This window comes from Stenotrophomonas sp. Br8, from assembly GCF_014763005.1.
GTDB classification, from domain to species: domain Bacteria; phylum Pseudomonadota; class Gammaproteobacteria; order Xanthomonadales; family Xanthomonadaceae; genus Stenotrophomonas; species Stenotrophomonas lactitubi.
This window is the reverse complement of the sequence record NZ_JACGTN010000015.1, coordinates 174,485-195,310: the sequence shown is the minus strand read 5'-3', so window position 1 is coordinate 195,310 and position 20,826 is coordinate 174,485. Positions and strand designations below refer to the sequence as shown.

18 protein-coding genes and 1 riboswitch are annotated in these 20,826 nt (G+C 66.1%); of the genes, 8 read left to right on the top strand and 10 right to left on the bottom strand.

Annotated features, from left to right (window positions below; translation table 11 throughout):
* Positions 1-282: 282 nt before the first annotated feature.
* Together H3005_RS13675 and H3005_RS13670 are read left to right on the top strand one after the other, a co-directional pair.
* A complete protein-coding gene (locus H3005_RS13675) occupies positions 283-2,670 on the top strand; it encodes an autotransporter outer membrane beta-barrel domain-containing protein (RefSeq protein ID WP_100551552.1) in 2,388 nt (795 codons plus the stop codon).
* 504 nt (positions 2,671-3,174) lie between these two features.
* Positions 3,175-3,585 (top strand): hypothetical protein, encoded by a 411-nt coding sequence (locus H3005_RS13670; RefSeq protein WP_191078406.1) that lies wholly within the window; start codon positions 3,175-3,177, stop codon positions 3,583-3,585.
* A gap of 94 nt (positions 3,586-3,679) precedes the next feature.
* On the opposite strand, the gene H3005_RS13665 is transcribed toward H3005_RS13670, so the two are convergent.
* The 3 genes from H3005_RS13665 to H3005_RS20965 are packed head-to-tail and all read right to left on the bottom strand — an operon-like array spanning position 3,680 to position 7,595.
* Positions 3,680-4,189 (bottom strand): fimbrial protein, encoded by a 510-nt coding sequence (locus tag H3005_RS13665; protein ID WP_223880238.1) that lies wholly within the window; start codon positions 4,187-4,189, stop codon positions 3,680-3,682.
* A gap of 38 nt (positions 4,190-4,227) precedes the next feature.
* The gene (locus H3005_RS13660; protein ID WP_191078405.1) at positions 4,228-6,744 is read right to left on the bottom strand and encodes a fimbria/pilus outer membrane usher protein; all 2,517 of its coding nucleotides are present in this window, start codon (positions 6,742-6,744) and stop codon (positions 4,228-4,230) included.
* Positions 6,741-7,595 (bottom strand): fimbrial protein, encoded by an 855-nt coding sequence (locus tag H3005_RS20965; protein ID WP_223880237.1) that lies wholly within the window; start codon positions 7,593-7,595, stop codon positions 6,741-6,743. The genes H3005_RS13660 and H3005_RS20965 overlap by 4 nt, the downstream gene beginning before the upstream one ends.
* Before the next feature lie 325 nt (positions 7,596-7,920).
* Between H3005_RS20965 and H3005_RS13650 the strand changes: the two genes are divergently transcribed.
* From H3005_RS13650 to H3005_RS13640, 3 genes are all read left to right on the top strand, one after another.
* Positions 7,921-8,433: a fimbrial protein gene (locus H3005_RS13650; RefSeq protein WP_191078404.1), complete on the top strand. Its 513-nt coding sequence runs from the start codon at positions 7,921-7,923 to the stop codon at positions 8,431-8,433.
* Positions 8,434-8,493: 60 nt separating this feature from the next.
* Complete coding sequence (locus tag H3005_RS13645) at positions 8,494-9,216, top strand: fimbria/pilus periplasmic chaperone (protein ID WP_191078403.1); 723 nt, start codon at positions 8,494-8,496, stop codon at positions 9,214-9,216.
* A gap of 99 nt (positions 9,217-9,315) precedes the next feature.
* Positions 9,316-12,309, top strand: coding sequence for an ATP-binding protein (locus H3005_RS13640; protein ID WP_191078402.1), 2,994 nt, complete (start codon positions 9,316-9,318; stop codon positions 12,307-12,309).
* Between the two features lie 10 nt (positions 12,310-12,319).
* On the opposite strand, the gene thiL is transcribed toward H3005_RS13640, so the two are convergent.
* The 5 genes from thiL to H3005_RS13615 all read right to left on the bottom strand — a co-directional run bounded on the left by thiL (position 12,320) and on the right by H3005_RS13615 (position 16,263).
* On the bottom strand, positions 12,320-13,285 hold the full coding sequence (gene thiL, locus H3005_RS13635) for a thiamine-phosphate kinase (protein WP_191078401.1): 966 nt from the start codon (positions 13,283-13,285) through the stop codon (positions 12,320-12,322).
* Between the two features lie 125 nt (positions 13,286-13,410).
* Positions 13,411-13,890 carry a transcription antitermination factor NusB gene (nusB, locus tag H3005_RS13630; RefSeq protein ID WP_049469504.1) on the bottom strand — a complete coding sequence of 160 codons (480 nt, stop codon included), beginning with the start codon at positions 13,888-13,890 and terminating at the stop codon, positions 13,411-13,413.
* The gene (ribH, locus tag H3005_RS13625) at positions 13,887-14,354 is read right to left on the bottom strand and encodes a 6,7-dimethyl-8-ribityllumazine synthase (RefSeq protein WP_089238735.1); all 468 of its coding nucleotides are present in this window, start codon (positions 14,352-14,354) and stop codon (positions 13,887-13,889) included. The genes nusB and ribH overlap by 4 nt, the downstream gene beginning before the upstream one ends.
* A gap of 149 nt (positions 14,355-14,503) precedes the next feature.
* Positions 14,504-15,604: a 3,4-dihydroxy-2-butanone-4-phosphate synthase gene (gene ribB / locus H3005_RS13620; protein ID WP_100551545.1), complete on the bottom strand. Its 1,101-nt coding sequence runs from the start codon at positions 15,602-15,604 to the stop codon at positions 14,504-14,506.
* Complete coding sequence (locus tag H3005_RS13615) at positions 15,601-16,263, bottom strand: riboflavin synthase (protein ID WP_191078400.1); 663 nt, start codon at positions 16,261-16,263, stop codon at positions 15,601-15,603. Before H3005_RS13615 ends, ribB begins: the two co-directional genes overlap by 4 nt.
* Before the next feature lie 77 nt (positions 16,264-16,340).
* Positions 16,341-16,487, bottom strand: a riboswitch (FMN riboswitch).
* Between the two features lie 243 nt (positions 16,488-16,730).
* Between H3005_RS13615 and H3005_RS13610 the strand changes: the two genes are divergently transcribed.
* The 3 genes from H3005_RS13610 (at position 16,731) to H3005_RS13600 (ending at position 19,007) form a co-directional block, all read left to right on the top strand.
* Complete coding sequence (locus tag H3005_RS13610; RefSeq protein WP_108264804.1) at positions 16,731-17,354, top strand: outer membrane beta-barrel protein; 624 nt, start codon at positions 16,731-16,733, stop codon at positions 17,352-17,354.
* A 149-nt stretch (positions 17,355-17,503) separates the two neighbouring features.
* Positions 17,504-18,385 (top strand): hypothetical protein, encoded by an 882-nt coding sequence (locus tag H3005_RS13605; protein ID WP_191078399.1) that lies wholly within the window; start codon positions 17,504-17,506, stop codon positions 18,383-18,385.
* A complete protein-coding gene (locus H3005_RS13600) occupies positions 18,372-19,007 on the top strand; it encodes a hypothetical protein (RefSeq protein WP_191078398.1) in 636 nt (211 codons plus the stop codon). Before H3005_RS13605 ends, H3005_RS13600 begins: the two co-directional genes overlap by 14 nt.
* A 63-nt stretch (positions 19,008-19,070) precedes the next feature.
* Here the strand turns inward: H3005_RS13600 and ribD are convergent, their stop codons facing one another.
* Both ribD and nrdR read right to left on the bottom strand, forming a co-directional pair.
* The gene (ribD, locus tag H3005_RS13595) at positions 19,071-20,156 is read right to left on the bottom strand and encodes a bifunctional diaminohydroxyphosphoribosylaminopyrimidine deaminase/5-amino-6-(5-phosphoribosylamino)uracil reductase RibD (protein WP_191078397.1); all 1,086 of its coding nucleotides are present in this window, start codon (positions 20,154-20,156) and stop codon (positions 19,071-19,073) included.
* A 93-nt stretch (positions 20,157-20,249) separates the two neighbouring features.
* Positions 20,250-20,771 (bottom strand): transcriptional regulator NrdR, encoded by a 522-nt coding sequence (gene nrdR, locus H3005_RS13590; RefSeq protein WP_100551539.1) that lies wholly within the window; start codon positions 20,769-20,771, stop codon positions 20,250-20,252.
* Positions 20,772-20,826: the final 55 nt, after the last annotated feature.

Sequence of the window (20,826 nt, the reverse complement as noted above, 5' to 3'; positions counted from 1 at the left end):
CTGCGCTCCATTGTCGCAGGCGACCGTGCCGTGTCCGGCCACACGTTGATCCGGGCTTAACCCTTCCCATATCGCCCTGGGTAAGAAGCGGCCTTTGCAACTAATTGCATGGGAACTGCCGGGGCGGAGTTGGACACTGGCGGCCGATCAGGACACAGCCGTTCGTATCTCGCCCGGAACTTCACAAGAATTTCACGATGTGATGATCATATCCATCTGCCTGAACAGGGGTGTTGTCGAACGTTGAGGTGTCCCCAGCCGTTTCCAGCCAAAGGACCCACCATGACTCACTCCCTTCCCCGAAGCCTGCCCGCACTGCGTCCCTTGGCGCGTGGCCTCCTGTTGGCCCTCGCTGTTGCACCGGTGGGCGCAGTTACCGCCGGTGATCTTGATGGACAGACCGCCGAGGTGGTTGCCGGCGACCTAGTGGAAGTCTGGAAGCTGATCAACGGCTCGACGCTGACGGTCAACGGCGCGCAGGCCGACTCCATCAATAGCTTCGACTCGGTGGTAAACCTCAATGGCGCGACGATCGCCTCGACCACCGCGGGTGACCGCGCCCTGGTGCAGATGAGGGGCAACTCTCATCTGAAAATGTCCGGCTCCTTCGTGCGCGACGGCACTGTCAGCCTCTACGAAACGGCGTCCGCAAACATCGTGGGCAGCAGGATCACCAGCTCCAGATTTATAGGCGTTGACCTTACTCAGAGCTCCAGTGGGAGTACATCCAACGCATCCGCCATCATCGATTCCAGCTTCGTCCGCGCCGAACAGACCGCCGGTGCACCCGACTTGAACAATGGACATGGCATTCGGATGTTCTTCGGCAGCATGACCATCCAGAACGGATCCCGCATCGAGGGTGGCAACACGGCGGCCTACCTTGCCGCTCGAAGTGATCTGCCCGGCTTCACCGGCGTTATTGCGGTCCGCGTCGACAACTCGGTACTGAAGTCCGATACAGGTGCTGCCATTCGTGTGGTTCCGTTCTCGCTGACTCCGGACGCGCGGTACGACATCACCGTGACCAACGGCTCGCAGCTGATCTCCGGTGACGGCAACCTGCTGCTGCTCCGCACCTCCAATCCGGCAGTGGGTGCCGGCGAAGGCACGGTCAATTTCACCGTGGATGACGCGCGATTGATCGGTAACGTCAACTTCGATACTGCTACCACGCTCGGGGAATTGAACGTAGCCCTGCGCAACAAGGCGCAGATCAATGGCCGCTTCCTCAACGTCACCAGCGCCACCATCGACACCGACAGCGCCTGGCTGATGACCGGCGACAGCAACGTCGGCCACCTCACCCTGGGCGGCACCGGTACCGTGGCGCTGGGCGATGGCAGCACCTTCAACACCCTCAGCGTGGATACCTTCACCGGCAATGGCGGCACGCTGGGCTTCAACACCGTGCTGGGCGATGACGCCTCGGCCACCGACAAGCTGATCATCGCCGGTGATGCCAATGGCCAGGCCAACGTGCGCGTGCTCAACGCCGGCGGTGCCGGTGCGAAGACCGACAAGGGCATCGAGCTGATCCGCGTGGGCGGTGCGTCCAATGCGCAGTTCGACCTGAGCGGCCGCGCCGTGGGTGGGCAGTACGAGTACTTCCTGTTCAAGGATGCGACCAACGGCGGCTGGTATCTGCGTTCGGAGCTGGCCACCGCGCCGGACCCGTGCCTGGCCGACCCGACCCTGCCGCAGTGCAAGCCGATCGTGGATCCGATCGACCCGGTGGACCCGATCGATCCCATCCCGGTGCTGCGCCCGGAGACCGGCGCCTACCTGGCCAACCAGTTCGCGCTGGACCAGCTGCTGCGTCATGGCTGGCGCGACCGCCAGGGCGGCGCCGCTGCAGCGGATGGCGTCCGTGGCTGGGCCCGTGTTGACGCTACCCAGAGCAAACTGGGCGCAGTGGATGACCAGCTCGACCTGCGCGTGGACCGCTCGCGCCTGCAGCTGGGCGCGGACATCGGCGTGTTCGACAACGGCCGTGGCCGTGTGGGCGTGATGGGTACCGTCGCGCAATCCAGTGCCACTTCGCGCTCGCAGCTGACCGGCTACAGCGCACGCGGCAAGGTGGAAGGCGGCGCGCTGGGCGTGTACGGCAACTGGAACAGCGATGCGTTGTATGTGGATGCCAGCGTGCAGCGTGGCCAGTTCCGCAACCGCGTGCAGGGCGAAGGCCTGGCCGAAGAGCGTTACGACTCGGGTCTGTGGCAGTCGTCGTTGGAGGCCGGTTACCGCATCGGTATCGGTGCGATCGGCAGCACCGCGCTGAGCCTGCAGCCGGAATTGCAGCTGGTGTACACCGACGCCAACACCGACCGCCACGCAGAAGCCAACGGCACCGTGGTGCGCAGCCTGGGCGACAGTGGCCTGTCAGGCCGTGCGGGCCTGCGCCTGCAGGGTGAAGGCCACAGTGCCGCCGGCGCCTCGGTCAGCCCCTACGTGGTGGCCAACTGGTACCGCGATGGCGCCAGCAACGGCATGGCGTTTGACGATGAAGCGTTGAAGGCCAGCGTGCCGCCCAACCGCTACGAGTTGAATGCCGGTGCACGCGTGGACTTCCGTTCGGGCCTGAGCGCATGGGGTGGCTTCGGTGTGATGCGCGGTGACCATGGTTACCGCGAGGCGACTGCCAATCTGAGTGTTGCGTACAAGTGGTGAAGTAGAAACACGCACGGCGCCGGATGATTCCGGCGCCGTGCTCTGCTTTCTGTAGAGCCGAGCCATGCTCGGCTGCTTTTCGATAGAACGCGGTGAGCCGAGCATGGGCTCGGCTCTACAGAAGTGTCGCAACTGCCACGCCGATGTGAACCTGGCTTCGCGCATTGCATGCTCAGTGAATCTGCAACGTTTTCGAAATTGAAACTTTTCTGATTGGTATAGCAGCACTTCCGTGCACATCATGGCGCGCCACCGACAACGGGTGGCACGGGCTTGCAATCCCGTTTGGCAAAGACGTTGTTTACGCTTGCCTGTCGGCGTCGCTCTTTCCTTGTTGGGCGGCGTCGGCAGGCAATCCGTCCGTGTATCTATGGCGGGCGGTGCGTGGGGGCTTCGTGCCCGCCGGCGTTTCGCGTTTTTGCCACCGGTATTGCAACCACGCACCGTCCGCCGCCCTCGCCCAGCGCGAGGGCGGCCCCTTGCTTCGCACTCAAGGACGCCGCCATGACTTCTTCGCTCTATCCCTACCTCTTCGCCACCCTGGGCGATGCCGTCGAACGCCTGCCGGAGGACCTGGCAAAGGCATTGGAAACCACCCTGGGCAGCACGATGGGCGCCCACGCTGACGCAGGCATCACTCTGCTCGGCTGCCTGCAGCGCATTCGTCATGTGGAAGCCGCCGATGGCCGACCCTGGCCCTGTAAAGGCCGCAATCAGGGCCAGGGCATCGCGATGGCACGCATCGACCGCGCCAATGCCGGGCTGACACTGCTGCTGGAACTGCTGCACGCCATCGAGCGTGTGCGCGTGGATGGCGACGAGGGGCAGCAGGTAGGCGATGACGTGCGTGAGGGATTGCTGCTGGCCTGCCGTGGGCTGGCCGAGTATGTGGATGTGCAGTTGCGGGCTGCTTAGCGGCACTTGTAGAGCCGAGCCCATGCTCGGCTTGCCTGGATCCTGATCGAAGAGCAGCCGAGCATGGCTCGGCTCTACAGGGCCGGATCGGCGATCAATCGTAGGCAGCTGTTACCACGATCTCGGTGGAAATGTTGCCGGCGTTGATGCCACTGGTGTTGGGGATGAAGTAGCCCGCCCGCAGCGGATAAGAGGCCGTGGCACCAGAAACCGCCACCGGAATGTCGGCGTCGCCTTTCTTCAGGTACGTGTTGCCGGTCGCGCCAGCCAGCAGCGCGACCGTCACACCCGTTGCTGGCGTGGCGGCGGCAGTGTTCTTCCAGCGCTCCGGGTCGCCGTCGGCGGCCGTGCCATCGAACGACAGGCGCGCGCGGCTGACGCCCACACAGCCGGTGAAGTTCAACGCACCTGCCTTCACGCTGTTGGCGGCACCTGGCGTCATCTCATCGGCCTTCACCGGGTCCAGCGCGATCGCCGGGGCTGCAAGCGTGCAGGTGCCCGGCAGCACGCGACCGCTGATGGTGAGGGTGGCCTGCGCACCTGCGGCCGACGCGATCAGGCACAGCATCGGCCCCCCGATCAACTGAAGAAGGGAACGGGACATGGCTGGACTCCTGTGAACGATGAAAGGAAAGACGAAACTCATGGGGCGGCGCCCTCTTCCCGCTCCGGCGTGCCCGCCTGCTGGCTCTCCGGCGGCAACGGCTGCGGCACGCACACCGTCTGGCTCCATGACAGGCCGTAGGCGTCCGGTGCATCGGGCATGCGGTAGTCGATGCGGCAGCGTCGCTTGCCATCGGGGTCGACAATCAACGCGCCACTGTCCTGTGCACCCCGCAGCTGGATCACCCCGCCCTGCCCCACCGCACCGGCCGGCGTACCGTCTTCGGTCTGCACCACCGCGGCAAACGGCAGCGGCTGGCCCAAGGCATCGGTGGCGTCGATGAACAGCGTGCGTTCGCGACGCACCTGGAACGGCACGCGCACGATGCCACCGGCGGTGGGCGCCACACGCTGCGAGGTCTGCAGCAGCTCCACCTCGATCGGCAGACCGGAGGGATCCAGATCAATGGTGTTCCAGCGATAGGGGCTGATGTGCGGCAGCAACGCGTAGCCATTGCGCGCAACGCGCAGGTCGGTACTGCTGCCGATGCGCGCGCCCTGCGCACCTGGCGCCTGCACCAGCGCGAAGCCCTCGCCCACCGGCGCGCCCAGGTTGAGGCCACCGCCATGCAGCACCACGCTGCCGGACGCACCCAGCGACAGGCTGCGGTAGTCGCCGCTGCGGCTGTAGCCGGCGTTGAGGTTGCCACGGCTGCCCTGCCACGCGGCATAGGCACTGTGGCTGTTCTGTCCGTTGCCCTGCGCGCCGGACAGGCTGTAGCTGAGCGCACGTGACTCACCCAGGCTGCCGCTGATGCCCAGCTGCGATTGCCGCCCACTGTCGGCCTGGCTGAGCTGGGTGCTGGCACGCGGTGCGTTGGCACTGCGGCCCAGCGGCACGCTGAGGGTGAACGCATAGCGCGTGTCCTGGCGGCCATCGCCCAAGCGGTAGCGCAGTGCCGACACGCCATAGTTGACCCGCCCCAACGTGCTCTGGAAGCCCAGCTGGAAATCGTTGCGGCGTCGCGCACTGTCCCAGTACGCCACGTGGCCGCCGCTGAGATACAGGTTGCTGCGCTGCCCCACCTTCTGCGAGAAGTTCACCTGGTAGCGCTGGCGGGCGCGCTGGCCATAGCCCCAGTCGTCGTTCTGCGCACGCGCCACGTCGTTGAGGCTGAGGAAGCCACGCGTGCTGTAGCGGTACGCGGCCAGGCCGAAGTTGGTACCGGTGCGCGCCACGTAGCGCTGATAATTCAAGCGGAAGCTGTTGCCGGTGACCGTCTCGCTGCCGCGCAGGCGCGCGCGCGAATGGGTCACATCGGCACCGAACGCACCGATGGCCGTGTTGACCGCGGCACCGGTGAGCAGCGCGCGATAGTCCTCACCCAGCTGCGCGCCACCCAGCACGGTAAGCCGGTTGTTCACGCCGCGCGCGTAGGTACCTTCGGTGAAGCGCAGCGCCTGCAGCGTATTGCCGGTGTCGCGCAGCTCGCCGGCGGTGACCGCAAAGCGCGACGACCCGGCACGCAACGCCTGCGGCACGGCGGAGAAATTGACGCTGAAGCGCTGCACGCGCCCATCGGCTTCGGTGACGCTGACGTCCAGGTCGCCGCCGAAGTTGGTGGGGTAGAGATCCTCGATGGTGAACGGACCGGGCGCGACGTTGCTCTCGTGGATGATGTTGCCGTTCTGGCGGATGGTGACCACCGCGTTGCCTTCGGCAATGCCCTGCACTACCGGTGCATAGCCACGCAGTGAATCGGGCAGCATGCGTTCGTCGCTGGCCACGCGCACACCGGTGAACGGCACGCTTTCGAACAGCTCGCCACCGGTGTTGCCCTGGCCCAGCAGCAGCTGGCTGTTCCAGCGCGGAATGTCGCGCTGCAGGTGGCTGCTGATGACCTGGTGGCGGGTGCCCTGGCTGCCATGGGTGAGCGACGCGCGGTGGCGCAGGCGCCATGCGCCCAGGTTCAAGCCCGCCTGCAGGCCGAGGTAGCTGCTGTCGTTGCCCTGGCTGCGGTAATGGTTGGCGCTGTAATCGATGAAGGCAGCGGTGATGCCGTCGTCGCGCAGTTCCGGCGCCACGAAGCCGCGCGCGGCGATGGCTTGCGCCGCTTGCGGAATGCTGAGGGACAACTGCAGTTCGCCGCTGTCGAAGGTGGTGCTGGCGCCCTCAACCAGCGCAGGCAGATCCACGCAGGTGTTTTCCTCGGACGGCAGTGCCTCCAGGAACGCAGGCTTCAACGGCAGCCCGCGCACCAGCGTCGGTGACAGGCAGGCCACGGCAATCTGCGGATCGTCTTCAATGACGAAACGGATGTCCTGGCTGCGCAAGTACTCGCCGTTCACGTGCACGTCCACCGCGTAGTCGCCGGCCGGCAACGGATTGCCGTTGGCGTAACGCGCCATGTCGATGGCTTCGCCGCCGATCAGGAAGCCTTCGCTGAACTCGACCGGCGCGGCGGCGGCATCGAACGCCAGCCCCGTCGACAACACCGCACCGATGGCGCCGCAGAGCGATCGCGTGACGGCTCGGGCATGGCCAACGGCAATCATCGGTAGTCAGCGGTCAGCACCGCCTCGCCTTTGACGTCGCCGGGCACCAGCGGGTCGGCCGTACGCAGATAGCGCGCACTGAACGGAATGGCCTGCTGGCCCTTGCTGGACCAGCCGTGCGACCACGCCTGGCCGAACTGCACCGGCTGGCCACCACGCAGCAGCTGCACCTGCACGCCGCCAGCGGTGGCACCGGGGGCTGGGGCAAGCTGGCCGTTGCTGCTGCCTGGATCATTCGCGTCGGCCAGCGACAGCTGCACGTCGATGTTGTCCATCGGGCAGTTCATCGCGACGTCGAAGCTGGATTCCTTCGCGTTGCTGCCGCTGGCGGCGAGTTCGTTGGCGAGAACGTCGTCGAGAGTGTGGGAGGCGTTGGCAAGGGTGCAGGTGACGGGGGGAACGGTAAAACCCAGCGCGATGGGCGAAAGCAGGCGTTGACTGGGATCACTCACCGGCCAGGCTTCGACTGTGCCGAGATGCCTGTAGGGCACGCTTTCCATGGCGCCCCCCCGAAAGAAGTACCGGATGATCACACCAGCATTCTTCTTGCCGTTGCTCGTAACGGAAGCATCAAGGGTGATGCGCTGCCCAGGGTGCAATGGTTGGTTTGAGCTGCCAGTCAGCTGGTACACCATGCCAATCAACGGCGAGCGATCGCTGAATCCGTAGGCTGCCCATACCATGCCGTCATAGACGATGTCGCGCACATAGGTCAGGCCTGCCAGAGATACATCCACCACGAACTCGGCCGTTCCCGCCGGGCACTCGTACGCATCGGTCAGGTAGCCCCCCGTGCCACGGTAGTAACGGTCTGGCAGGTCCAGATTGGGCATCGTAATGTTGTCGTCCAAGGTTTGATCACCGAGGACCAGTCGCTGGCAGGCGACAGCCGGAGATGCCAGCAACAGCGCTGCCGGTGCCAACAGCAGCAATCGCCATGACAGCGCGCGCCAGTAGTTTCGGCGGAGTACCAATTCAAGTCCTTCGACAACCAATCGAGGCCGCGCAGTCTAGGCAGCGGCACTGCCACTTCCAATCGGATTAATTGCAGTTCGCGAACGTCAACGCGCTTTTACAACTTGTTGCATACCGCAGCCTGACGCGCGCATCGAAACTACCCGGGCTGACTGCCATGGGCGGTCACCGCGTGCCTCCATTCCACTACAGAGAACTGTCATGCCACTTTCACTCCGCCTCCTGTCGCTTTCGGCCCTCGCGGTCGTCGCGCCGTCGGTGTCTGCCGAAACGCTGGAAATCACTGGCGAACTGATGACCTCCACCTGTTCGGTGGGCTCCACCGGCGGCACCATCACCGTGCCGATGGGCAAGGTCGATCTGGCCTCGGTCAACGCCAGCACCCGCGCCGGCCAGAAGAACTTCACCATCGCGCTGGATTGCTCCGGCTCGGGTGCATCACAGGATGTGGGTGTGCGCTTCGGCGGCACGCCCGATGGCAGCACCGGCAACCTGGCACTGACGGCAGCGTCTTCTGCAGCCAATGTTGGCGTGGCCCTCTACGACGCCGCGGGCAACCAGCAGAAGATCGGTGAAGACCCGGCCGTGTGGGTGACCATCGCCGCTGGTGGCAGCGGCCAGCTGGACTACAGCGCGTGGTACGCCTCACCGGCGCAGAACGCGCAGGCAGGCACCGCCAATGCCTCGGGCGACTTCGTGGTGCTCTACAAGTAATCCACTTCCGGCAGGCCAGCACCACGCTGTGCTGGCCTGCACCTTTCAATGAGGTTGACCATGAAACTCCGCGCCAGGACGTGGATATGCGCGCTGCTGGCCGTGTCGGTGGCGCTGCCGGCATCGGCTGCGGTGACACTGCAGGGCACGCGCATCGTGCACGACGCCAGCAAGGGCCGCGACGTGACGGTCAAGGCCAGCAACGTGGGCGAGTTGCCGGCGATGACGCAGGTGTGGATCGACGACGGCGACAGCCAGTCGCGCCCGGAGAACGTGCGCACTCCCTTCAGGCTGACACCGGCCGAGCCACGCCTGCTGCAGCCGAAGCAGGGCCAGGCATATCGCGTCACCTACGCACCGCGCCCATCGGAGGCGCCGCTGCCGACCGATCGCGAATCGGTGTTCTATTTCAATCTGCTGGACATTCCGCCCAAGCCCAGCGATGCCAGCGGCAAGAACCTGCTGCAGTTCGCGGTGCGTACGCGGGTGAAGCTGTTCCATCGCCCCGCCGGACTGCCGGGCAATGCGCGCGACGCAGCAGCCACGCTGCAGTGGTCTGCCGATGGCGATACCCTGCAGGTACGCAACCCGAGCGCGTACCACGTGACGTTGAGCACGTTGACGCTGGCCGATGGAAGCAGCGTGGAGGTGGACATGATTGCGCCGGGGGCACAGGTGCGTTATGCGCTGCCGGAGGGTGCCACGATGCCAGCGACGGTGGCATTCAAGTGGCTGGATGATTACGGCACGCCGCGCGAAGCCGAAGCGCGCGTTGGACGGTAGGCGCAAACTGCGCTTACGCACTGCATCGGCGACTGCTTGCATTGAGGGCGGCCCGCGCGGCAGGCTGTAGTCCACACCCGCACGTCGCAGGTTCGCACCATGGCGTCACCCTCGGGCTCCGTGCTGGCCACCCTGCAACGATTGCAGCGCCGGCTGCTGTTCGGCGGCGGTGCCATCCTGACCCTGCTGCTGCTGGCTGCCGGCTGCGCGGCGCTGTGGCTGCGCCTGGAAACCGTGCATATCAACGAGCGCGAAGCACTACGACGCGGCCAGCAGACGGTGGATCGCTACATCGGCGAGCGCAGGCGGGCCTACGTGGCCAGCTTGAACACCAACGCCACGTTGTGGGCCACCCAGCAGCCCGCGCTGGTGGCCGGAGGCATGTCCATCAGTGAGCGCTTTTCGGCACAGGAGGGCGCCGCAGGCGTCATGGCACCGGGCGCCCTGTCCGTCCCCTGGCTGGCGCTGTCCCCGCGCGATGGCCGTCTTCCGCCCCAGGCGGAGGCGGCGTACCTGGGCATGGTGCAGACTTATTCGGCGTACATGGCCGCAACCGTGGCGGCGCAGGATTCGCCCACCTCCTTGATCTCCTTCGCCTTCGAACCGGAAGGCCGCCTGTTTGCGATTGCTGGACTGCATGATGAAGCGCAGCTGCTGCAGCTCATGAAGGTGCAGAGCCGTGAGCAGGCGCTGGCCGTGCTGGTCCAGACCGCCGATGCGGGCTGGCAGTCGGCGGGTGCGGACTCCGAGCTTCAACTGGCCAGCGGTTGGCTGCGCGCCTACTTCGGCCGCAATCCCTTCACCGGCGAGGATGCGCTGGTCACCCAGATGCGTCTGCGCAGCAACGGTACCCCCTTCATCAACCGGCTGACGTTTGAACCTCTGCAAGGCCTGCGCGAGCGGTTGGAGGAGGCCAGCCCGGGCACGTGGGTGGTGCTGGACCGCCAGCAGAACGATGTTCTGCGCAGCGCGGTGGACGCTGCAATTTCCGGGCCTGCGCTGCGCGCCGTGCCATCGCCCCGGCCTACGATGCTGGCACTGCCTGACGGCTGTGCCTTCGTGGTATCCACGCCATTGCATGGCATCGACTGGACACTGCTGCGGCTCTACCGCTGGAGCGACATCTGGGCGGCGCAGCGGATCTATCTGCTCGGCGGTGGGCTGGCCCTGGCAGCGTTGCTGGCCGCGCTGTGGACGCTGTTGCTGCTGGTGGACCGGCGCGTGCTGCGGCCGGCGCTGGAGGAAGCCGCACGGGTGCATGAAAGCGAAGCGCTGAGCCGCACGCTGATCGAAACCTCGCCGGTGGGCCTGTGCCTGCTCGACCAGCAGAGCGGGCAGGTGATCCTGCATAACCAGGCACTGGAGCAGTTGATCGGCGACGCCGCCGGCAACCTGATGGACGTGCTGGTCGGCCGCCTGGTGCAACGCGTTGACGGCCAGGTGCACGGCCAGCTGTTCGAGGCACCCTCCTCGGATGAGCAAGGCTCCCCGCGCTACCTGCAGTCCATCGTGGCCGCCTCGCGCTACCAGCGGCGGGCGATCTGGGTCTCCGCGGTAACCGATGTGACCGCGCAGAAGGAAACCCAGCAGCGCCTGCTGGATGCACGCCGGCATGCCGAACAAGCCCAGCACGATGCCGAGGCTGCGGACCACGCCAAGACCGCCTTCGTGGCGATGATCAGCCACGAAATACGCACCCCCTTGAGCGGCGTGCTCGGCCATCTTGAACTGCTTGCGCACCAGGCCATGCCACCGGCGTCGCACGCGCATGTCACGCGTGCGCGCAGTGCCGCTGATGTGCTGCAGGGGCTGGTGAACGACACCCTGGATCTTTCCCGCATCGAAGCCGGGCTGATGACGCTGGAGCCGGCACCTTTCAATCCGCGTGCGCTGCTGCAGCAGACTGCGACGCTGTTCGAACCACAGGCCAGCGCGAAGGGCCTGCGCCTGGAGCTGCACACGGGCGATGCGCTGGGACCCGCCTACGTAGCCGACGCAGGCCGCTTGGCGCAGGTGATCAACAACCTGGTTGGCAATGCAGTGAAGTTCACGGCATCGGGAATGGTGGCGGTCAGCGTTGATGCCTCGGTGCGGCCTGATGGCACGGAATGGCTGCACGTGGAGGTCCGCGATACGGGCCCGGGCATCGATGCCGAGGCGCAGGACAAGCTGTTCAAGCCGTTCGTGCAGGTCGGTGCCGGCTCGGCACGGCAGCACGGCGGCAGCGGCCTAGGGCTGGCCTTGTGCCAGCGCTTCACCGAACTGCTGGGCGGCACCATCGGCGTGCGCAGCACGCCGGGCAACGGCAGCGTTTTCCACGCGGACATTCCGGCACGCCGGACCACCGCCGTGGCAGACGCGCTGCCACGGCCGGCGCCTGTCGAGCGCGCGCATCCCTCGCGCGGCCACGCGTTGCTGGTGGATGACAGCGTGATCAGTCGTGACGTGACGCTGGGACAGCTGCGTGCACTCGGCTGGCAGGTCACCCTCGCGGCCGACGGAGAGGAGGCGTGGCAGCGCTGGCGCGAGGACCGGTTCGATATCGTGCTGACCGATCTGAACATGCCACGCATGGACGGATACGGGCTGGCCCGGAAGCTGCGTGCGGACGATCCCTCCATCCCCATCGTGGCGCTCACCGCCAACGCGATGCCCGAAGATGCGCGACGCGTACGCGAAGCAGGCATGTCCACCCTGCTGCTGAAGCCACTCGACCTGCCCTCGCTGGAGGCCGCGCTGCACGGATTCGATCTTGATCGCACGATCCGGCCAACGTTACCCCCGGCAGTAAGCGAGGTGGTTCAGCGGCAGATGCGCGAGGCGTTCCTGCAAACCGCGCATCGTGATTACACGGCGCTGATCCAGGCGCTGGACAGCGCCGATGCACCGGCCCTGATCGATCTGCTGCACAGCTTTGCCGGCGCGCTGGCATTTCTGGGGGAGACCCAGGCGGCGCGCAGCTGCCAACAGGCCGAGCAGGCCCTGCACAGCGCCGGTGTGACAGATGCGACGTCGAAGGCAACCGTCGTTGAAGCTATCGCGTTGATCGCGGCGAGCATCGAACGACAGGTTGCCGCGCAACAGCGGGCATGACGTGGTGTGCTCAGCCGGCGAAGTGCTCGTACCCGCTCGGGCCGTCGTGGCCTTCGGTATGCACGCCCTGCCCTTCCATGATCCGGCCGATGCGGGTGATCGGCAGATCCAGCGATTCGGCAACGAAGTGCAACGCGTCGCGCTGGTCGGCGGCGGCGGTGAAGCACAGTTCGTAATCGTCGCCACCATGCAGAGCGCACTCACGGGCAGCATCGCGGCCCAGTAGTTCGCGCAGCGCCGCTGACATCGGCAACGCATCGGCATCGACTTCGGCGCGCACGCCGCTGCGGGCAGCAATGTGGCCAAGGTCGGCCAGCAACCCATCGGAGATATCCACGGCGGCATGCGCGAATGCACGCAGGCGCAGGCCGAGGGTGACGCGCGGGGTGGGACGCAGCAGGCGCAGGCGCAGGGTTTCGTAGTCGGCCAGCAGCGTGGCGGCGGTCACGTTCAATGCGCCCTGCTGCCACAGCCGCAGCGCGCCGGCAGCGTCGCCGAGGGTGCCGCTGACCCAGATGTCATCGCCAATCTGTGCGCGATCACGACGCAGCGCCTGGCCACGTGAGACCTGACCCATCGCGGTGACCGACAGCGACAGCGGGCCACGCGTGGTGTCACCACCAATCAGCGCGATGTCGTGCTGGTCGGCCAGTGCGAAGAAGCCATCGGCAAACGCCTCGATCCAGTCTTCGCTGGCCTCGGGCAATGACAGCGCCAGCGTGCACCACGCGGGGCGCGCGCCCATCGCGGCGAGGTCGGACAGGTTGACGGCCAGCGTCTTCCAGCCGATGTCGAACGCCGGGGTTTCTACCGGGAAATGCACGCCGCTGTTGAGCGTGTCGGCAGTGACCACCAGCTGTTCGTTCGGGCGCGGCTGCAGCAGTGCAGCGTCATCGCCGATGCCGAGCACGATGTCGTCGCGCTCGACGGTGCGGGCGCGGATGCGGTCGATGAGGGTGAATTCGGCCAGGGACATGGGGCGTTCTGCTTTCTTGTAGAGCCGAGCCATGCTCGGCTGCAGTTCGATCACGCGCCGCACTGCCGGACGCAACCGTGCGCTGCACGGTGAGCCGAGCATGGCTCGGCTCTACAGAAACCGGGTCAGTGACCCGATTCGACCTTGCGCCATTCCACGGCGGCACGATCCAGCACGCCGTTGACGTAGGTGTGGCCATGTTCGGAACCGAAGCGCTTGGCCGATTCGATGGCTTCGTTGATGACCACGCGGTACGGCACGTCCAGGCGGTAACGCAGCTCGTAACCGGCCAGACGCAGCACGGCGCGTTCGATCGCGTCCACTTCGTCGATGCTGCGGTCCAGGTACGGGCCGAAGGCTTCGTCGATGTCGCGACGGTTGTCGAGCACGCCATGCACCAGCGCTTCGAAGTACGCCAGGTCGGCGATTTCGCGGGCCTGCTCGTGGGCGAACTGGGCGATCAGCGACTGGCCGTTGCCGCCGGAGATCTGCCAGGCGTAGATGGCCTGCACGGCACGACGGCGCGCGCGCGAGCGCAGCACCGGATCGATGCCATCGCGGCGGACGGGTTTACCGGAGGGCTTGCCCTGGGTGTTCTTGTTCATGGCAGCTGCTCCAGAAGGTTGACCATTTCCAATGCGGCGAGTGCGACTTCCTCGCCCTTGTTGCCGTGGCTGCCGCCTGCGCGGGCCTCGGCATCTTCCACACGTTCCACTGCCAGCACGCCGTTCAGCACCGGCACGCCGAAGTCCAGCTGCACGCGCATCAGGCCTTCGGCACAACGGTCGGCCACGTGTTCGTAATGGCGGGTGTCGCCGCGGATCACGCAGCCCAGGGTGAGGATGGCGGCGTGTTCGTGGGCGGCGGCCAGGCGCGCGGCAACCAGCGGCAGTTCCCAGGCACCCGGCACGCGGATCACGTCGATGCTGGCTTCGGCAATGCCGTTGCCGGCCAGGCTCTGGCGGGCGCCAGCGACCAGCACGTCGGTGATGCGGGCATTCCAGCGGCTGGCCAGGATGGCGAAGCGCGCCGATTCGGGAGTGCGAAGATCGCCTTCGTAGTGGCTCATATGCGGCTTGGGATTCGATTAAGGGGTAATTCTACCGTGGATGGGCCCCGGCCGTGGCTGGCGGGGGCCTGGAGGCGTGCCGACCAACGGTCGGCACCCACCAGAGGGCAGACGGTGGGTGCCGACCGTTGGTCGGCACGCCAAGGGGGTTACGGGGTGACCGTCTCCACCACTTCCAGGCCGTACCCGGCCAGGCCGATCTGGCGGCGCGGGGTACCCAGCACGCGCAGCTTGCCCAGGCCCAGGTCGGACAGGATCTGCGCACCGGCACCGTTGCGGCGCCACTGGCTCACGTCCTTGTCCTTGCCCGGCACCACCGGCGCCGGCTGCTGGCGCAGGCGGGCCAGCAGGCCTTCGCCGTCGCGCGGGGCCTGCAACACGACCATCACGCCACTGCCCTCGGCATCGATGGCACGCAGGGCATCGGTGGCGGCCACGCCGAAGTCGTCGCGACGCCAGTGCAGCAGGTCGGCCAGCGGGTTTTCCACCTGCACGCGCACCAGGGTCGGGGTATCGGCATCCGGGGTGCCACGGACCAGGGCGAAATGCAGGTCGTGGGCGATGCGGTCGCGGTAGGTGACCAGCTTGAACGGGCCGAATTCGGTCTCGATCTCGCGCTCATCGACGCGCTCGACGGTCTTTTCGGTGGCCAGGCGATAGGCGATCAGATCGGCGATGGAGCCCATCTTCAGGCCGTGCTCGCGGGCGAACACTTCCAGTTCCGGGCGGCGCGCCATGCTGCCGTCGGGGTTGAGGATCTCCACCAGCACGCCGGCCGGTTCCAGCCCGGCCAGCATCGCCAGGTCGACGCCAGCTTCGGTGTGGCCGGCGCGGGTCAGCACGCCACCCGGCTGGGCGATCAGCGGGAAGATGTGGCCCGGCTGGTGCAGGTCGGCCGGCTTGGCGTTGGGCTTCACCGCGGTGCGGATGGTGTGCGCGCGGTCATGCGCCGAGATGCCGGTGGTGACACCTTCGGCGGCCTCGATGCTGACGGTGAAGTTGGTCTGGAACTGCGCGGTATTGGCCTGCACCATCGGCGCCAGGCCGAGGTCGGCGGCGCGGGTGCGGGTCAGCGGCAGGCACACCAGGCCGCGGCCGTGGGTGACCATGAAGTTGATGTCGCTGGCCTTGACCAGCTCGGCCGCCATGATCAGGTCGCCTTCGTTCTCGCGGTCTTCGTCATCGACGATGACGACCATGCGGCCGAGGCGGATGTCTTCCAGGATGTCGGGGATGGGGGCGAAGTTCATGGGGTATCTCCCTGTGGGTGCTGACCGTTGGTCGGCACGGCATCTCCCTGTGGGTGCAGACCGTTGGTCGGCACACTGATCAGCCGCTCGACATAACGAGCGACCAGATCGATTTCAAGATTGATCGCGTTGCCCACGCCGGTGGCGGAGAACGCGGTATTGGCCACGGTGTGCGGGATCAGTGCGACTTCAAAGCCTTCGTCGTCCACTTCGTTGACGGTGAGGCTGACGCCGTCCACGCAGATGGAGCCCTTCTTGGCGATGTAGCGGCGCAGCGCGGCCGGCGCGGCGAAACGCCAGCGCTGCGCGCGGGCATCTTCGTGGATGGACAGCACCTGGCCGAGGCCATCAACGTGGCCGCTGACCAGATGGCCGCCGAGGCGGTCGGTCGGGCGCATGGCACGTTCGAGGTTGATCACAGCACCTTCGGCCAGCTGGCCCAGCGTGGTCAGGCCCAGGGTCTCGGTGGACGCATCGGCCTGGAAGCTGCCGGCGTCAAACGCGATGACGGTGAGGCAGACGCCGTTGATGGCGATGCTCTCGCCCATCTGCACGTTGTCGAACGGCAGATTCCCGACATTGAAGGTGAAGCGGACATCGCCGCCGATGGATTCGCGAGCGGCCAGACGGCCGACGCCTTCGATGATTCCAGTAAACAAGTAACGTTCTCCGCGAAAAGTGAGCGAAAAACGCCGCAAGGCAAACAGGCGGGCGCAGGGCCGCATAGGCCCTGTGGCACCGTCTTCTTTCATCCGGACTATGACCGTCGGCTCCGGCATTGGACCGGATCTGCTGACCCCCGACGGTAAGGCCGGGGCGCTCGCGGGCTCGTGCTTGCGCACCTACCGCCGGTGGGGAATTGCACCCCGCCCTGAAGACGTTTGTGTACCGGCGAACCGGCCCGCCAAGTGTAACAGCCCGGGCTGAACGGGGTCGGATGCCATGGGGTCAGAGCCGTTTCCCGATGGGAAACGGATCCGACCCCGCCCGGGCGTGCCCTGGCCTGTGACGGCCGTCGCTCGCATTTCGTAAAACTTTCATTAAAATCGGCGCTCGGACGACATGAGGTCGCCACGGACTGCCGCACAGGTGGACCGCCAATGGACTGAAATTCACAGGAATTCCCATGCGCAAGATCCTGATCGTGGCCGCCCTGCTGGCCGCCGCCCCGTTCTCGGCCTCGGCCGACGCCCTGAGCTACACCTACGTCGAAGGCGGCTGGACCCAGGTCAAGACCGATGACGAAGCATTCAACGACCCGAAGGTCGATGGTGGCTATGTGCGCGGTTCGATCGCGCTGGCCGAGCAGGTGCACGTGTTCGGCGGCTGGAACTACGGCAGCAAGTCGTACGACTACGACTACGGCTCGATGAAGCTGAAGTTGAACCAGCCGGAGTTGGGCGTCGGCTACCACATGCCCTTCAGTGATCGCGTCGATTACACCGCTGACATTGCCTGGGTCCGCCAGCAGGCGGAAGTGACCGTCAAGGACGTGGACTACGGCCGCTTCACCATCAAGGACCACACCAACCTGGTGCGTGCCACCATGGGCCTGCGTGGCAAGCCTTCGCGCATGACCGAAGCCTGGATCAAGGCCGGTTACATGGACGGCGGCAACGAGTTCAAGGGCACCTGGGTCGGCACCCTCGGCGGCCAGATCAACTTCACCCGTACCTGGGGCCTGGTCGGTGAGATCTCCGGCTACCGCGACGTCACCCAGTACTCGGCCGGCGTGCGCGCCAGCTTCTGATTGCCCGATCCTCGTCGTGTGATCGAACGGGTCCCGCAAGGGGCCCGTTTTTTGTTGGCCGCCGCGCGCAACACGCTTGGCTGTCGCGCACCATCGAATGCCATGGCAATTGCGCTAGGCTTGCCGCCCTCTGGAACAGGAACACCGTCATGAAGACCCCGATCCGCGGCCTGCTGGCCACCGCACTGCTGTGCGCCCCGTTGTTCGCCTCGGCCGCACCTGCGCAGCTGACGCCGGAACAGACCTTCGATCTGTACGCACGCGCATTGCTGGAAGACGATGCCGCTGCCACGCGCACGCTCAACGACGCGCTGAAGCCGGCCTTCGATGGCCAGGACTCGGTAACGCCGGTGCCGGGCATGATGGCGCAGGCCCTTGCCGAGCCGTGGCAGACGGTGCTGGCCGTGGCCGGCGTGAAAGGCGATCCTGCAGTGGCGGAAGCAATGTACGCCAAGGCGCTGAAGGCCTCGCAGTGCCGTGCTACGCGCAGCACGGTGGAAGACAACGAGTACGTGGACGACCAGAAGATCGCCAAGGTCGATTTCAGCTGCCAGCTGGCCGACCTGGCCAGCGTGCATCCGTTGTTCACTGCCAGCCTGACCAGTGATGAGCAGGCTACCCGCACCCGCTTTACCGAAGCCTATACCAAGGCCCTGCAGACTGGCCCGCGCAAGGCAGTGACCGGCACCCTCACCCTGTACACCGCCAAGGACAAGGGCTACTGGTACAGCAGCAACTTCGACGATCTGGTGGGCCCGGTGCTGGGTGCGCTGGCGCCGTTCGAAGAATGGATCCAGGACGTTGAAGCGGCCAAGGCACCTAAGGTGACCGGCGTGCCGGCCTGCGACCTGCTGCTGCAACAGCACCGCAGCTGCGTGGCGAAAATTGCGCCGGACCAGATCAGCGGTGTTGATGCGATGGCCGAAGAGCTGAAGGCCAAGACGCAGGTGATGTCGGCCGAGGAGATGACGCAGGAGTGCAAGGCACTGCGTCCGATGGCCGAGATGATGTGGACCGATGAGTGCGCGTGAGGTCACTGCGCTGAAACGACTGGGGCTGGCAGCGCTGCTGCTGGCCCCTGGTACTGCACTGGCGTCGGCACCTGCGCTGGCGCCCGTGCAGGTATTCGACCTGTATGCACAGGTGATCGTGCACGGCGATGCAGCAGCACAGGCAACGCTGGCCCGCTATCTCGATACCGACAACGGGGCTGCCCTCGCGGCGGCACTGGCGGGTGCAAGTCATCTGGACGAGGCGCCCGAACTGGCTGATTGGCCAAAGGCTGCTGCGGCGCTGCGCAAGCGGCAGAAGTCGGTGCATTGCGCTACCGACAGCGTGCGCCATGCGCAGACCGACAGCGCCGACGTCGACTATCGCTGCCACCTGCCTGACCTGTCGGCACTGCTGCCCGTGTATCGACAGCATCGCGTGCCGTTCAATGGGCCGCATCCGCCGCAGATGGCAAGTGAACTGGCGACGGCATATACGCAGATGATCGCCGTGGCACCGGACCGGGAAAGGATCATCACGGTGTCGTTCCATCGCGACCATGACGGTGGCGCCTGGCACGTACAGAACCCAACGCCGCTGATGAGCGGACTGGCGGATGCATTCCTGCCGTTCTTCGAGTGGAACGAGCACCTGCCGAATTGAAAAAGGGACGGAGGGGATTAAGTCGTTTGTGGCATAAACGACTTAATCCCCTCCGTCCCTTTTTCAGGGGCGCAGCAGCAGACGCAGATCCTCACCCACCTGGCGCTGATCGACCACGCGCAGGCGGCGCTGCTGGTCCATCGCGTCGATGCCAAGACCAGCCAGCAGCGGGCGGCCGCTGTCGCCGAGCAGGGTCGGCGCCTGGTACAGCAGCAGCTCGTCCACCCAGCCACCGCGCAGCAGCGCACCGGCCAGCGTCGCGCCGGCTTCGGTATGCACTTCGTTGATGCCGCGTTCGGCCAGCAGCGCCAGAACCGCGCCCAGATCCAGGCGGCCGTGACGCACGGCCACGCTGGCGAATGCCGCGTCGGCTGCGTCGGGCGGGCTGATCATCGCATCGTGCAGGTACAGCGTGTGCGCCCCACCCTCGCGCACACGGCTGCATTCCAGCGAGCGCAGGCGCGAATCCAGCACCACGCGCAGTGGTGGCATCACCTCGGTGTCGGCCAAGCGCACGGTCAGCATCGGGTCGTCGGCGATCACGGTGTCGGCACCGGTGAGGATCGCGCCGGCGCGAGCGCGCCAGTGCTGCACATCCTCGCGCGCGGCGGGGCCGGTGATCCACTTCGAGCTGCCGTCAGCCATCGCAGTACGGCCATCCAGGCTGGCCGCCAGCTTCACCCGCAGCCACGGACGACCGCGCTCCACGCGCGACAGGAAGCCCCTGTTGAGTTCGCGCGCCTGCTCGGCCATCAAGCCCTCGGCGACCTCGATGCCAGCTTCGCGCAGCAGATCGAAACCACCGCCATCCACTTTCGGGAACGGGTCGCGCATCGCGGCCACAACACGCGACACGCCGGCGTCTATCAGCGCCAACGCGCACGGCGGCGTGCGTCCGTAATGCGCGCACGGTTCCAGGGTGACGTAGGCGGTGGCGCCACGCGCGTCGGTGCCGGCCTCGCGCAATGCGAACACTTCGGCGTGCGGGCCGCCGGCACGCTGGTGCCAGCCCTGCCCGACCACGCGCTCGCCATGGGCGATCACACAGCCGACCATCGGATTGGGGCGGGTGGTATACGCACCACGCTCGGCAAGCCGCAATGCGGTGGCCATGTGCAGGTGGTCAAGGACGGTGAACGATGTGCTCATGCCGCCATGGTAGCGCCGTTGGTACGGATCCACGCCATGCGTGGATGGCGGCAAAGCGCCAACCAAGGTTGGCATCTACCAGAGCAACGGGCGTCAGCCCTTCTTCTTCTTGGTCAGGGCGATCACATCGCCCAGCAACTGCAATTGTTCGGTGCTCGACGGCAGGTCGCGTTCGAGCTTCTCGATCTCCTCGCGGAAATCGGCCACGTCCTCGAAGCTGCGGTAGACCGAGGCGAAACGCACATAACCAACATGGTCGAGCTTGCGCAGTTCATTCATCACGAACTCGCCGACCTTGATCGAGGGCACTTCGCGTTCGCCGCTGATACGCAGCTGATGCACCACCGCGCGTACCGCCGCTTCGATCTTCTCTTCCGGCACCGCACGCTTCTGCAGCGCACGGTCGAAGCCGGCACGGACCTTGCGGGCATCGAAGGCTTCGCGGGTGCCATCGCTCTTGACGATGGCCGGCAGCTTCAGTTCAACGGTTTCCAACGTACTGAAGCGTTCGTTGCACGACTCGCACTCACGCCGACGACGAATCGTCGCGCCGTCTTCGGAGACGCGCGAGTCGATGACCCGTGTATCGGCATGCTGGCAGAAGGGGCAATGCATTGAACGCCTGGCTCAGGAAAATACCTGCTGCCACGGTCGTGGCAGCGTCGCAACG